Annotated in this window: 13 protein-coding genes; 10 read left to right on the top strand and 3 right to left on the bottom strand. The window is 41.9% G+C overall.

The genetic code is table 11. The annotated features are described in order from the left end of the window. Positions 1–39: 39 nt before the first annotated feature. On the bottom strand, positions 40–1947 hold the full coding sequence (locus tag SPSYN_RS10115; protein ID WP_161822374.1) for an ABC-F family ATP-binding cassette domain-containing protein: 1908 nt from the start codon (positions 1945–1947) through the stop codon (positions 40–42). 394 nt (positions 1948–2341) lie between these two features. On the opposite strand from SPSYN_RS10115, the gene SPSYN_RS10110 reads away from it, so the two are divergent. The 3 genes from SPSYN_RS10110 (at position 2342) to SPSYN_RS10100 (ending at position 5243) form a co-directional block, all read left to right on the top strand. Further along, positions 2342–2659 (top strand): TusE/DsrC/DsvC family sulfur relay protein, encoded by a 318-nt coding sequence (locus SPSYN_RS10110; RefSeq protein ID WP_161822373.1) that lies wholly within the window; start codon positions 2342–2344, stop codon positions 2657–2659. A 190-nt stretch (positions 2660–2849) separates the two neighbouring features. After that, positions 2850–3209, top strand: a complete 360-nt coding sequence (locus SPSYN_RS10105; protein ID WP_161822372.1) for a NifB/NifX family molybdenum-iron cluster-binding protein — start codon at positions 2850–2852, stop codon at positions 3207–3209. 366 nt (positions 3210–3575) lie between these two features. Beyond that, on the top strand, positions 3576–5243 hold the full coding sequence (locus SPSYN_RS10100) for an IS1634 family transposase (RefSeq protein WP_161822397.1): 1668 nt from the start codon (positions 3576–3578) through the stop codon (positions 5241–5243). 29 nt (positions 5244–5272) lie between these two features. Here the strand turns inward: SPSYN_RS10100 and SPSYN_RS10095 are convergent, their stop codons facing one another. After that, a complete protein-coding gene (locus tag SPSYN_RS10095; protein ID WP_161822371.1) occupies positions 5273–6808 on the bottom strand; it encodes a class I adenylate-forming enzyme family protein in 1536 nt (511 codons plus the stop codon). A gap of 325 nt (positions 6809–7133) precedes the next feature. Here SPSYN_RS10095 and SPSYN_RS10090 point away from each other — a divergent pair, with 325 nt between their 5' ends. The 3 genes from SPSYN_RS10090 to SPSYN_RS10080 all read left to right on the top strand — a co-directional run bounded on the left by SPSYN_RS10090 (position 7134) and on the right by SPSYN_RS10080 (position 9128). Continuing rightward, positions 7134–8261, top strand: a complete 1128-nt coding sequence (locus SPSYN_RS10090) for a radical SAM protein (protein WP_161822370.1) — start codon at positions 7134–7136, stop codon at positions 8259–8261. A 57-nt stretch (positions 8262–8318) separates the two neighbouring features. Beyond that, positions 8319–8468, top strand: a complete 150-nt coding sequence (locus SPSYN_RS10085) for a hypothetical protein (RefSeq protein WP_161822369.1) — start codon at positions 8319–8321, stop codon at positions 8466–8468. 240 nt (positions 8469–8708) lie between these two features. After that, on the top strand, positions 8709–9128 hold the full coding sequence (locus SPSYN_RS10080; RefSeq protein ID WP_341478873.1) for a lactate racemase domain-containing protein: 420 nt from the start codon (positions 8709–8711) through the stop codon (positions 9126–9128). A 65-nt stretch (positions 9129–9193) separates the two neighbouring features. Here SPSYN_RS10080 and SPSYN_RS15755 read toward each other — a convergent pair whose 3' ends face one another. Continuing rightward, positions 9194–9331 carry a hypothetical protein gene (locus SPSYN_RS15755; RefSeq protein ID WP_202623804.1) on the bottom strand — a complete coding sequence of 46 codons (138 nt, stop codon included), beginning with the start codon at positions 9329–9331 and terminating at the stop codon, positions 9194–9196. Between the two features lie 277 nt (positions 9332–9608). Between SPSYN_RS15755 and SPSYN_RS10075 the strand changes: the two genes are divergently transcribed. The 4 genes from SPSYN_RS10075 (at position 9609) to SPSYN_RS10060 (ending at position 13752) form a co-directional block, all read left to right on the top strand. After that, positions 9609–10889, top strand: a complete 1281-nt coding sequence (locus SPSYN_RS10075; RefSeq protein WP_161822367.1) for a D-alanyl-D-alanine carboxypeptidase family protein — start codon at positions 9609–9611, stop codon at positions 10887–10889. 264 nt (positions 10890–11153) lie between these two features. Then, on the top strand, positions 11154–11606 hold the full coding sequence (locus SPSYN_RS10070; protein ID WP_161822366.1) for a Fur family transcriptional regulator: 453 nt from the start codon (positions 11154–11156) through the stop codon (positions 11604–11606). 85 nt (positions 11607–11691) lie between these two features. Further along, entirely contained in the window at positions 11692–12642 is a 951-nt protein-coding gene (locus SPSYN_RS10065) for a patatin-like phospholipase family protein (protein WP_161822365.1), read from the top strand. A 327-nt stretch (positions 12643–12969) separates the two neighbouring features. After that, positions 12970–13752, top strand: coding sequence for a histidinol-phosphatase HisJ family protein (locus tag SPSYN_RS10060; RefSeq protein ID WP_161822364.1), 783 nt, complete (start codon positions 12970–12972; stop codon positions 13750–13752). Positions 13753–14219 lie beyond the last annotated feature (467 nt).

Raw genomic sequence — 14219 nt, 5'->3', positions numbered from 1 at the left:
ATATACACGCTACCGCGAGGGTAAGCTCGCCCCTTGCCTCTATCCCGTTAGTTCCACCCACTCTTCCATATACGCCTCCAGTTCTGCCCGTAATTTTTCCAGCTCCGAGCTTGTTTGCCGGTAAGTTTCATGGTCATTGTATACCTCAGGTAAATAAAGCTGGTTTTCCAGATGACCGATGCTTTCTTCTGCAGCAGTGATTAGTGCTTCCAGCTCTTCCGCGCGTCGCTGTTTCTTTCTTTCCTTCCGTTGTTTTTCTTTGCGCTGGAGGAATTCTTTTTTATTATCACTAGCTGGGGTGTGCTGGTTATCCTGCTGCAGGGTTTTAGGCTCAGCCATCTTTTTATTTTGATAATCATCAAAATTACCTAGATAACTTTTGATGCCATCCGGGGTAAGCTCAAGAACCCGGCCGGCTATTTTATTGATAAAATAGCGGTCGTGGGAGATAAACAATAGCGTGCCGGGGTATTGCAGCAGAGCAACTTCCAGTGCTTCATTGCCGAGTATGTCCAGGTGGCTGGTTGGTTCGTCTAATAGCAAAAAATTTGCCCGGAGGCACATTAGCTTGGCCAGAGCAAGTCTGGCCTTTTCACCGCCGCTTAGCTCTCCCACATTTTTCAGCACATCTTCTCCACTGAATAAAAAACTGCCTAATATTGAGCGCACGGTTTGCTCGTCAAGTTCCGGATACTCATCCCAAAGCTCATCGATAACCTGCTTATTACCTATGAGGTGCTTTTGTTCTTGTTCATAATAACCTGTGTTAACATGATAACCCTGGTTGATTGAGCCCGCCAGCGGGGGCAGAAGGCCGGCCAGCGTTTTCAACAGCGTGGTCTTACCGATACCGTTAGGCCCTATGATGGCAACCCTTTCTCCGCGAGCAATAGCCAGGCTGATATTGCGGGCAATCAAAGCATCTTTATAGCCGACGCTTAACTCTTTTGCCCATAGCACTTCTTTACCGCTCGATTGTGTAGAATTTAGGGATAGATTGATTCTTTTGTTGTCCGTGGCAGGCTTTTCCAACGGCTTGATTTTCTCAAGTAATTTTTGTTTGCTTTTAGCCCGTCCGGTAGTTGATGCCCGGGCGATATTACGTTGCACAAAGTCTTGCAGCCGGGCAATTTCATCCTGCTGTTTACGATATTGTTTAGCTTGGCGTTCTAATTCTTCTTTTTTCAATGATAAATAACGTGAGTAATTACCACTATATCGTGTTAACCTGGAAAACTCTAATTCATAAATTGTGCCAACGACGGTATCTAAAAAATAACGGTCGTGGGAGACGGTTAGAACAGCGCCCGGGTATGTTTGCAGGTATTTTTCCAGCCAGGTCATGGTATCCATGTCCAAGTAGTTAGTGGGTTCATCCAATAACAGTACTGTTGGCTTTGTTAATAACAACTTGGCCAGGGCCAGGCGAGTCTTTTCACCGCCGCTTAATTTATCCACCGGGAAGTGATAGTGCTCTTCGCCGAATTGCAACCCGTGCAGTACACTACGAATGGCAGCCTGATATCCATAACCGCCGTTTTGTGTGAAAACTTCCCGCAGGTGGGTATATTCATCAGTTATTTTTATTAGCGATTCCGGGTTAGCCGTATTTTCAGATTTGCTCATAACATTTTCCAAATTGCTTAATTTTTTTTCCATAGCAATGTGTTGGTCAAACACTGCTAGCATTTCTTCCCAGACGGTGTGCTCCGACTGCAGGACACCCTGTTGAGCTAGATAACCCAGGGTGACCGTTTTGGGACGGATAATATCCCCGCCATCAGGAGATAGTTCTCCGGTTAGAATTTTCAGTAAGGTGGTTTTACCGGTTCCGTTTCTTCCCACCAGCCCGATTTTTTCTCCTTCCCGAACAGTCAGGGTAACGTCATTCAGCAATTGGGCTTCACCATATGCTTTGTAAATATGAGATGCCTGTAATACAATCATCCTTCATCACTCCCATACTCATCAAGTTTACTCTACTGTTTGGCAGTAAACAACCTGAAAGTAGTGTTTTAGCATTAGTCATCATGTTGGTAATGACCTATTGGAAACGCCATTAAATCCCTGTGTGTTAATATAAAAGTAAGCTGCTAAATAGGCAAGCATATTTTTACCCGCTAGCATATATTTAATTAACCCCCTAATAAAAGCATTTAGCTCATGTGGTTAAGTAAATTGAAGTAGCTTCTATATTAGTTAATGATTGTTGCACTCCGAATCTTGGGGTGTTAATATAATACAAATGATAAAAAAATTTTTTCCTTACCATACCATATATCTTAATAAGAAAAGGCTTTATTAGGGGAAATATATAAACAGTATTTGGAGGGGGAAACTAATGGCTTTTCTTGAAGTGGATGGAAAACGAATTGAATTAGATGAGGACGGCTTTATTCTTAACCCCGGTGAGTGGGTTGAAGGGTTAGCGATAGCATTTGCAACGAGTGAAGGTATTAAGACATTGACAGATGACCATTGGAGAGTGATTAATTACCTGCGTGAATACTACAAGCAATTCCAAGTTGCTCCAATGGTAAGAAAATTGTGCAAAGAAACAGGTTTCAGCCTTAAGCAAATATATGAGCTTTTTCCTTCCGGTCCAGCCAAGGGTGCCTGCAAATTGGCCGGTCTGCCTAAACCAACCGGCTGTGTATAATAAAAATCCCGCTTATAATGGCGGGATTTTTTATGCATAAGAACTAAGGTTGGTGATGAACCTATTTATTGACACAATGTTCATAAATGAATAAAATAGTAATGGGCAAGAGTTCATAATAATTATTTGTAAATGTCTAAATTTATTTTCTATAGCTTTGATTAATAGTTTTAACGGAGGTATTAAACAGATGAAAATTGCGTTACCCCATGAATACGGTTATGTTAACCAGCATTTTGGTAAGAGCAGGGAGTTTGTGATTGTGGAATTAAGCGGTGGGCAGATAATCGATAAGAAAATTATCTCAGCTGAGCAAATGCAACATAATCACGAGGGTTTGGCCGGCTTATTAAGAGATGAGCAGGTGGATACGGTAATAGTTGGTGGTATTGGTGCTGGGGCGTTGCAACCATTAAAGGCCAATGGTTTGCAGGTGATTACCGGAATAAGCGGAAAGATAGATGATGTGGTAGTTAAATATACACTAGGACATCTGCCCTCTAATTCAGCAGCTAGCTGTGATAACCACGATGTTAATTGCGAGCACTAAACGGGATGCTTACAACATATTGGGAAGGCAGTAAAAAGCAGGCACTTATTAGGTGTCTGCTTTCTTGCTATAGTTAAGGCCAGTGTCATTGCCCGGAACCTTTATCAATAGACAAGCTTGATTCAAGTGACAATTATTATAAGCATAACAGATATCACTCACTAGGTAGGGTTTCGCTCTGATTAGTGAAATATTGCATGAGAATATCGCTTATGTTATATTAAATTTAAAAGATTTGTGTCTTTTTTTATTTATGTTTAAATGTAAAGTATAGTAGTGATAAAAATGGTGTTCAAACTAGACAATCAATTGTTAAGTTACTAGTTGGAACGGTTATTACTTTTTTTTAGTTAGGTGGTGATGCAGCTGTTTTTTCGGAAAATTACTAGTCGGAGTAACGGTAAAGAATATACTTACTTGAAATTAATAGAAAATTATCGGGAAGGTGATAAAGTAAAACAGCGCGTCGTTGCTAACCTGGGTAGTATTGATAAATTGACACCCGAAAAGATAAGAGGCTTGATTGCTGGGTTATCCAAGATATGCGGCAGTACAGGCCACCCGGAGAATATAAAAATTAAAAAAATATTACGCTATGGAGAAGTGCTTGCCCTCCATAAAATTTGGGAGTTGTTTGGCATGGACAAACTCCTGGCAAACGTAGCCGGCTCAAACCAGGATGAAAAACTCAAGAATATTCCTTTGCTGGTTGAATTGATGGTAATTAACCAGCTAGTTAAGCCGCAATATAGGCAAGCGATCAGTGATTGGTATAAATGCTTATATATGCCATCAATACTGGAAAAGAAATTGACCATGCAGAATTTTTCCTCAGCGTTGGATGTCATTACTGTTGCTAAGGAGGAACTGGAAAAAAGTTTATTTGAAAAATTAAGTTCCTTGATGTTTATTAATACTGATACTGATCTAGCCTTTTGTTTGCTTGATGCAGGCATGATTGAACCCGCGTTGTCTGACCGAATCAATCCGTCTTTTAATGGTGAAGTTATCCCGGGAGTTTCAGAAAGGTATCAGAGAGTTAACTTTGGCTTGCTTGTTAGCCGGGGCGGTATGCCCATAGGATATCATATTTGGGGTGAAACCTCTGAAGAACAGAAGTTTCAAAGTATAATGGATTATTTAAAGAGAAACTTTGATATGGATAAATGTATATTTGTTGGTGAACGCAGCAGAATAAATAATCACAAAAGGGGAGTTTTAGCTGCCAGTAAATACGACTACATTATGGGTAGTAACTGTCTGACTCAACGAGACCGCGAGCTGTTCATCCGGGAATGGCATACAAACAAGCACGGGTTCCAACAAACGTCAGAAGATATATGGCTTAAGGAAATAAGGGACGGCAATACTCGTTACCTGATATACGGTAATCCGATAGCAGCTAAACGCACGAAGGCAATACTCGGCGAGAGACTTAGCGACATAGAAAATGAACTGAAATCTGTTCAACGAGCAGTGGATGAAGGACGCAGTCATAATGTCAAATCAGTATTTAATCAAGAACTACCTGTGTTTAAAGATAGTTATTGCCGTAAATATTTTGAATGGCATTACGACGATACAGCACTGGAATTTCGTTTTCGTCGCCGAGATGAATTGCTGAGACAAGACACAGACCTTGCGGGAGCCTTTCTTATAGAAACCAATAACAACTTCCTGAGGGGGCAGGAGATTCTAAAAGCGTATACAAGTCTGGCTATTTTGGGTGATTCATTTAATAATGTAAATAATTTTGCACTATGGCCAAGTACAGCGCATGTTCAGGATAAAGCATCTGCGCATATATTAATTTGCATGTTGGCGGCGATGATGGAAAAAACTTTGGAAAGGCTAATACGCCAGGCCGGGTTGTTCCTTGATGTACACCAAGCTCTGCTATTACTTGAAGAAATAAAAGTTGTAATTTATGAAATAAACGGTCAAGAGTTCAAGGCGCTAACGGGTATATCCAATTCCCAGGATGATGTTTTAAATGCTTTAGGCTTGTTTAAAGAACAACGCATTATTACATAAATATAAATACAGATAAAAGAACCTCCGGTTTATACCGGTGGTTCTTGCTTGGTCAACCAGTTTTTCATTTCTTTGCGCATTAGTTTCCCGGATGATGTTTTGGGCATATTGTTTATAAAGCGGATGTAGCGAGGTATTTTATCTCGACCTAATTTGTCCCGGCAAAAGGTTTTTATGTCTGCAGCACTTAGTGCATAATCTTTCCTGAGCATTATGTAGGCAAGTATTTCTTCGCCCTTCTCAGCATCCGGTACGCCCATTACTGCAGCTTCAAACACACCTGGGTGATCATAAAGAACTTCTTCAACTTCATGGGGGTTAATATGTACTCCTCCGCGTATGATCAGATCTTTTTTCCGGTTTACAACGTACAGGTAGCCATCCTGATCAGCATAGGCTAGGTCTCCGGTATAGAACCAACCATTGCGGAGTGCCAAGCGTGTCTCTTCTTCCCGGTTAAAATATCCTTTCATTACGTTGGGACCTTTTACCGCAATTTCACCTACCTGTCCTTGCGGAACTTCCCGATCTTTATAATCGAATAATTTTACTTCCACATCAGGTAGGGGTTTGCCAATCGAACCAATTTTACCAGACTGCTCAATAAAATTAACCGTAACAATAGGGGATGTCTCGGTAAGACCGTAACCATCAGTTAAGTGGATATTTAATCTTGATAAAACTGATTCATATAGACCCGGCGGCATGCTAGCGGAACCGCAGAGCGCAAGGCGAAGTGAGCTGAAATTAAATTTTTCCAACGCCGGGTACTTTAATAACAAGCTGTACATTGTAGGCGGGCCAAACAAAAAGGTGATTTTTTCCTGATCAATATTTCTTAACAGCTCTTCCGCACCTTTCCAGCCTTCTTGTATTATAAGAGTACCGCCTGTAATGATAGTGCCGTTCATAACACAAGTTTGTGAACCCGCATAGTAAGCTGGTGCGGTTAGAAGAGCGCGATCTACAGGACATAAGGAGCAAACCTGAGAAAAGGTCAGTGCATTGCTGAACAGATTGTTGTTGGTTAGCATAACACCTTTGGGTTTGCCGGTTAGTTCCGAAATATACATAATTTCAGTAACATCTTCCGGGTTATGCTCAGTTTCTGGGAATGTAACAGTGCTTTTATCGCAAATTTGCTCGTACGTCTTAATGCTCTCTTGGGCAGGTTTACTGCTATTTGTAATAATACCGGCAGGAATAGTGAAAGATTGGCTAATTTTGTATAATACTTCTTGCTTTTCCGGGCAGGTTATAATTGCTTTGGGAAGGCAATCTTTAATAATTAAGCTCATTTCATTGATCGTATACTGTGGGCTAATCGGCACTACAATGCCGTTCATGCGCATAATAGCATAACAGGATATAATAAATTCCGGGCAATTGCGCATAACCAGCATTACCCGGTCCCCTGTTTTAATACCCAACTTCGTGAGACCACTGGCCAATTGGTTAATTAAGATGTCCAATTGAGCGTAAGTTAGCCTTTGGTTATTAAAAACGATCGCCTCTTGACCTGGGAAATGGTGGGCTATTTCGGTTAACCTTGCAGACAGGTTCATAGGGATACCCTCCTTGTAGTACGGAAGATAGAGTTGAAATATGAAAAAATTTTAATTTATGTTAATTTTTTATGATATACTGAGTTAATATTTAATAATATTTTCTATGTAATAGTGAGGAAATCCTTTTTTATTTAATGCTGTCCATTATCATTTGCGGTGATAGTCCTTATAAATAACACAAAATGACTAATTCAATGGTTTAATCCGCTTGTTTGTATTATTATGATACCTTGCTGATGCTAAGCTTGCAGTGGGTTTTGCAGTACGGTATACTTTTTTAATAGTACTGCTGCGGAATTTAATATGGTTGGGGGGGGAGAGTATGCAAATCGATCAAGGTCCGATCAGACCACCCAGCGAGGCATCCAGTCTGCTAATCCGGGTTACCAGAAACTGTCCGTGGAATAAATGTACCTTTTGCAAAACATACAAGCGCAAGCAGTTTAGCCGTCGCCCGATTGAAGATATACTACGGGACATTGATACGGTAGCCCAGGTTGCAGAGCAGGTCAAGCAAATTTCATGGAATAAGGGATTGGGCGGTCGGGTAAACAGTACAGTGGTAAGCGAGGCGGGATCGAGCTATGGTTATTTGCATTACCATATTGCTCAATGGCTTCATTATGGTGGTAAAAATGTCTTTTTGCAGGATGCTAATTCACTAGTATTAAAAACAAGTGATATCGTGCAGATTATCAAATATTTGCGTGCCGCCTTGCCCTCGGTAGAACGAATTACCATGTATGCCAGGGCTAATACGGTAGCCAGAAAAAGTGTGGATGAACTGCGGGAACTCCGGGAAGCCGGTCTGGCCAGAATTCACATGGGCATGGAATCGGGATCAGACGTAGTACTGAAAATGGTTCAAAAGGGTATTACAGCCCAGCACTTAATTGAAGCAGCTCAGAAAACCAGAGCTGCCGGTATATCGCTATGCTGGTATATTATGCCCGGTTTGGGCGGCAGGGAACATTCACGGGAACATGCTCTGGAAACTGCGTCAGTTATCAACAAGGGGAATCCTGATTATTTACGATTTAGAACTCTGTCGGTGCTTAAAAATACTCCTCTGCATGATATGTTAACCAGTGGTGCCTTTACTCCTTTAGATGAGGATGAGATAGTTCACGAACAACGTTTATTGCTTGAGTCCCTCGAAGGGGTAACAACAACAGTAGTGAGCGACCATATCCTGAATTTACTACAGGAATTAGAGGGTACCCTGCCAGGCGATCGCGACAAAATGCTAGGTATTATTGACCGCTATCTGGGTATGAAACCGGAGGAAAAAGTTAACTACCAGCTAGGCAGGCGAGCCGGGATATATGCAAGAATGGATGATATGAAAAACCCTAGTAGATTTTCATATGTTGAAAGGATACGGAGAAAAATAAAAAGTGCTGAAGAACTAAAGCTCGAGTTGGACAAAATGCGCAACCAATATTTGTAGTACTGTGTACCGGGGATAAACTATTGTTTAAATTAATATTGGCAAAGGGAGATGACTTTGGCAAACGAAAATGGACAGGAAAGGAATAGCGGGCCGAAAAAAATTGTCATCGGCCGGCTGGCTGTTGATCCTGTATTTTTGTTTATTTTCTTGTTCTTTACAACCTGCTCGTTGCTTATGCTATGTATATTTTTTCTGACCGGCTGAGCTAAACTGTATATCGTAGGACCGTTTGGCTATACTATTTCCCAGCTAAACGGTTTTTTTGTACTTTAGGAAATTATGAAAAGCACACGCAGAGGGAACCAAACGGGTGCGTTTACTGGTAAAATTTATGCATGGAGCTTGCTTGATGGTAAAATGTGCCCCGTAATTTGTTAAGCGAAATGCCTAATGAGGTAAGGTGTTCATGCAATTTGAAATGAAATTGGGCGCAGTTAGCTATGGCTGGAGCTGCGAGATGAACATGTGCGAACGGTAGTTAAACCAAGCTTTCCGCCGGTTAACAATCCTGAGTTCTTAATCGAAGCGGCATTACATAATCCGATTGCTTCACCGGGACTAGCAGAGATAATCAAAAACAGACGTCCGAAGATGGTGGTGATCGTGGTTAACGATCATACCCGCCCCACACCATACAATTATATTTTGCCGCCTTTGCTAAAGAGTTTAACGAAAGCCGGGGTTGAGCCAAACGAGATTATATTTCTGGTAGCCACCGGAGCGCACCGGGGTAATACCGGGCATGAACATATCGAATCGCTGGGCGCTGCTGTGCAAAACTATAGAATTGTTAATCATGATTGCAGGGGAAAGTTAGCTTTTATGGGTGTATTGAGCAATAAAATACTTGCTGTATATGCTTAAAGAGGATCTCTTTAAGAAGAGCCCCTTTGATGTGCTATTTGGCAAGTTTTATTTATTTAATTTAGCTATTTTTGTACTGCTAACAAGTAAATTTCCTGTTTGCCTGGGGCCTGGTTTATCTCTTTTTCTGCAGTAATTAAACAATTTAGCTGTTCTTCATTTAAACTAGCCACTTCCATTCCAGCGGTATCAATATTAGCCATTCTCTAATGCCCCCTTTGGTCAGATATTAGTTCTTATTATTACCGGCTTGCAATATTTCTAGTCGGCTCTGTAATGATTGACGGTTAATCTAATAAATAAAATTTAACGGATTTTGTAACCGTCGGGTAATTTACAGCTTTGAATATTTATTTATGATCTTATTATATTGTTTTTACCCGCTGGTAGCAGACTATTGGTTGAGCAGACAACTTATGTTAAAATTACAATTAGCTGTAGATGTTACGTACTGTAATGTAAAGGAAAGAAGAAAACTTGATGAAGAAAGTTGTTGCTTGGCTGGTTATTTTATTGTTTACATTTTATTTGGCATTACCCGGTATGGCTGCTCCCGCCGCTGCGCCGCAGCCACTGGCAAAGGCGGCGCTATTAATGGATGCTGAGACGGGGCAGATATTATACGAAAAAAATATCACTCGGAAGATGTACCCTGCTAGTACTACTAAGATCATAACAACTTTATTAGCCCTGGAAAACTCTTCTCCAGAAGAGTTGGTTACGGTGAGCCGGCGAGCGGCTGAAATAGGCGGCTCTCGAGTTGGTTTGCAGCCCGGTGAACAAGTGCCGATGCAACACCTGCTATACATCCTTATGCTTAGCTCAGCCAATGATGCAGCTATAGCCATTGCCGAGCATGTGGGAGGTTCAGTGGAACATTTTGCCGAGATGATGAATAATCGTGCTAGGGAATTGGGGGCTAAAAAAACCAACTTTGTTAACCCGCATGGAATGCCGAACAAAAATCATTATACTACTGCCCTAGACCTGGCTTTAATCAGCCGGCAGGCGATGCAAAATATCACTTTTCGCCGGATAGTACGGACTCTCAATTATAAAGCGGAGCGTAAAAAAAATATGTCCGGAAAATTACTGTCGGAAGTGGAAAGATTAGAGAGTATCTACGGGCCGGTGCAGGAGGATTTCTATAATCATAATAAACTGCTGGGCAATGGCCGCTACGCATACAGAGGTGCTAATGGCATAAAAACCGGCTACACTGTAGATGCAGGGCAGTGTATAGTGGCATCGGCTAAACGGGGAGACCGGGAATTAATTGCCGTTGTGTTGAATACTCAGGGTAATAACCTGTGGACTGACACTGCAATGCTGCTGGATTATGGATTTGAAAACTTCACGCCTGTGCAACTAGTTAAACCGCGGGAAATGATTACTGACGCCGAGGTTCAGCACGGGACAAAAAATGCTATTGTAGAAACCGCCGGTTTTTTTTATTACAACTTCCCGGTAGGGGAAAAACAACAGGTTAATCGTATTGTTGAGCTGAATGACTATATTAGTGCCCCTTTAAAAGAAGGAGATAAATTGGGTGAGCTCGTGCTGACATCCGGTACTAAAGAACTTGGCCGGGTGCCCCTGCAGGCCGCATACCCAGTGGACCGCAATATCAACAGCTACTGGTGGTTCTGGGGCGGAATAGGGCTGACAGCTTTGATATTGCTGCAATTTATTAAATTTGTCATAAAGGCATGGCTTTTGCGTAGACGCCGCTCCCGGAGAAGAAGAATAAGAAGCTGGTAATACTAGTTTAATTTATTGACATGGTTCATATTGACGGGGTTATATTTATCTAAAGATAATTAAAATTATTATTGATATATGCCATTAAGGATGTATAATAAGAATAATAGACATATGTCATTAACGACAGAGAAGTAAGTCACTTGCCAAAAGGAGATGGAACTTGGCCGATGGAGTTTAGAGTCATGCAAGAACATAAAGCTGCGCTACAAAGTTGGTTAATATACTGAACACAGAAGATATTTTTGTTTTTGTGGTGGTTTAATGAGTAGGGTAATCGACGAAGTTGAGGATATCTTACGCTCTCGCGAATACAAAATGACTCCCCAGCGGGAACATGTGCTCTGCGTGCTTTTCGATAATAAAGACAAGCACCTTAGTGCAGAGGATGTGTATAACCTGGTAAAACAAAGAGATCCAGATGTTGGATTAGCTACAGTCTACAGGACGCTGGAGTTATTTTCTAACTTTGATATTATCCAAAGCATGGATTTTGGCGATGGCCGCAAACGATATGAACTTACTCTCGAAAACAATGATGGTCATAGACATCACCACCTGATTTGTATTAAGTGTGGGAAAATTATTGAAATGAACGAGGACTTATTAGAGGATTTAGAACAGCGGGTTACTAATTATTATGATTTTACCATCAGCAACCACGAGCTGAAAATTTATGGCAGGTGCCGGGATTGTGTGAGCAAAAACGAAAAGTAACCGGTACACTGTTATCAAGGCACACACCATACCTACCGTCTATTCATACAATGGTTGTAAATTGAAATGAGGCGGTGGTTTTTTTATGGCTACCAGACCATTGGTGGGATTGGCTTTAGGTGGTGGGGTCATGCGCGCTATGGCACATATAGGTGTATTGAAAGTATTAAAAGAAGCCGGCATCCCTATTGACATGGTGGCTGGTACAAGTGCCGGCAGCATTGTGGCCGCTTTGTATGCATCAGGTCATAGCCCGGAGCGTATTGAAGAGATTGCGCTGGAATTGAGATCTAATGATCTTTTTGATTATGGCTCCATCTATTTAAATTTACTGTTAATTGCCGGTGATGTTATCTCCCGCGTGTTGCACCTGCCCTATCCATTGCGCAGTCCCTTGGGTTTAATGCGTGGAAACAGGATAGAGACGCTGGTTAACAAGCACGTGGGGCGAAACCGTTTGTTTGGTCAAACCGAGATTCCGCTGGGCATAACAGCTGTAGATGTGCGGGATGGTACGCTGGTCGTGTTTTTAGAGGGTCTACCTGCTCCTTATGAAGCGCATTCTTTCATGGCAGTTAATACGCCCGAAGAATTGCGCAGAGTAATTCCCCCTGCGGATGAATTTGTTAAGGGTTTTTCTATTGCACTTGCGGTCCGTGCAAGTGTTGCAATCCCAGGCATCTTTGAACCGGTTCGGTTTGGGGAACGTATCCTGGTGGACGGTGGAGTCAGAGAAAATGTGCCGGCTTATGTCCTGCGTCGTATGGGAGCTGATTTCGTTATTGCCGTGGATGTTGGCTACGGTGGACGCGGAGTGGCCAAGGTAGGCAATATCTTTAAGCTATTGACCCAGAGTTTTGAAATTGTTATTTCCGAGGGTATTAATTTGAAATTAGAAGGCTGCGCCGATGTAGAGATACGGCCAATAATTAACGCAGATCCCTGGGATATAACGCGTGCCAGGCACTTCATTAGACAGGGGGAACTGGCTGCTACCGAGGTCCTGGATGATATCAAGCGAAAGTTATATAATTAACCTGATTGATTAGTAGTAAATTTATCTAGGGGAATTTTGGTTGGCTTCTACAGCCCCGGGTTCTGGCTACGGGTATTAGCAGTATACCTTTTAAGTAAGCCGCTCCGGCTTTTCAATTAATTAGGCAGATAGCTTGCAGAGAAAGTTAGGGAAATGGCGGTGAATACATAATTTAAAGCAGTTATTAAGCTAATGTCTAATAGTTTTACAAAGAACATTAACATACATCTGGAAACGCTAAATCCTGCATCATATCGGCAGGATTTCTCTCAATACAGGATAAAATATAGACCATATTTATTGAAAGCAGAAGGAGAGGCGACAGCAATGCTTTTGCCTGATTATCATATCCACACATTTCGCTGCGGGCATGCCAGGGGGGAAATGCGGGAATACGTAGAAAAAGCGCTGGCTTTGGGGTTGCCGCAAATAGGCTTTGCCGATCATATACCTATGTACTGGCTCGAGGCTCAAGAACGGGATCCGGGCATTGCCATGTTCCAGGAAGACCTTGCGGAATATGTGGCGGAAGTGGAAAAAATGCGGCTGGCTTTTCCTGGTATTCCTATAAAACTGGGTATTGAGGCTGATTACATGCCAGGCTTTGAGCCGGAGTTGGCTAAAGTATTGGATCAGTACCCGTTTGACTATGTGCTGGGCTCGGTGCACTATATTGACGGTTGGGGGTTTGATAATCCGGCTTACCTGCACAAATATAAATATATGAATATAGATGACTTGTATTGCCAATACTTCAATCTGGTGCAGCAGGCCGCCCGAAGCAGGCTTTTTAATGTAATAGCCCACCCGGATTTGATTAAAAAATTTGGTTACCGGCCCCGGGGTGATCTAAGAGAGTTATATGAACAAACTGCCTGTGTTTTTGCAGAAGCGAGCGTTGCTGTGGAGATTAATACCGCCGGGCTTAGAGTGCCTGCGCAGGAAATTTACCCTGCATTAGGCCTGCTGCAGGCATGCCGCAAGTATGACGTGCCGGTAACTACGGGTTCCGATGCCCATGAACCGGGGTTGGTGGGGTATGCATTTGATAAGATTGAGCCAATGTTAGTCGAAGCTGGCTATACAAAAATATTAGTTTTGGGTTCATAATTATGCGATAGGTTTGATTAGTTGTGGTCAAATTTCAAACAAATATTTGCCTGCGGGGGTGGCCTTGATACATTTGCGTGTGCCGAGGGTATGTCGACTGGGAGATGGCGGCAGCGTGTTGTTGTTGCCAGGACGTTTTAGCTTAAGCCGTCTGTGTTTATTTTTGAGGATGCTGCGAGATTTGTTTTAGAAAATGAAAGAAAGATAGCCGGGGTAATTTTATAACACAGAGAATTTCACTGATAAAATAAGAGCAAATCTAATGCATATTTATTTAACAAACAATTAAGATTAAATTGTATTACTGAAAAACCAGAAACTTACAGTTCTGGTTTTTATTTTTTAAGTGAGAAGATAAATGGGAAATTATTATATCTAATTGAAGGAGATTTCGAAAAGATATAGAATGATAAATTAGTGGTACAAAGTGGAGTAAAGTGGTTTATAAAAGTAGAGCAGTGGGGTGC

Source organism: Sporotomaculum syntrophicum, from assembly GCF_009932395.1.
GTDB lineage: Bacteria > Bacillota > Desulfotomaculia > Desulfotomaculales > Desulfallaceae > Sporotomaculum > Sporotomaculum syntrophicum.
Note: the sequence above shows the minus strand (reverse complement) of the source record. Positions and strands in the feature narration are given on the sequence as shown.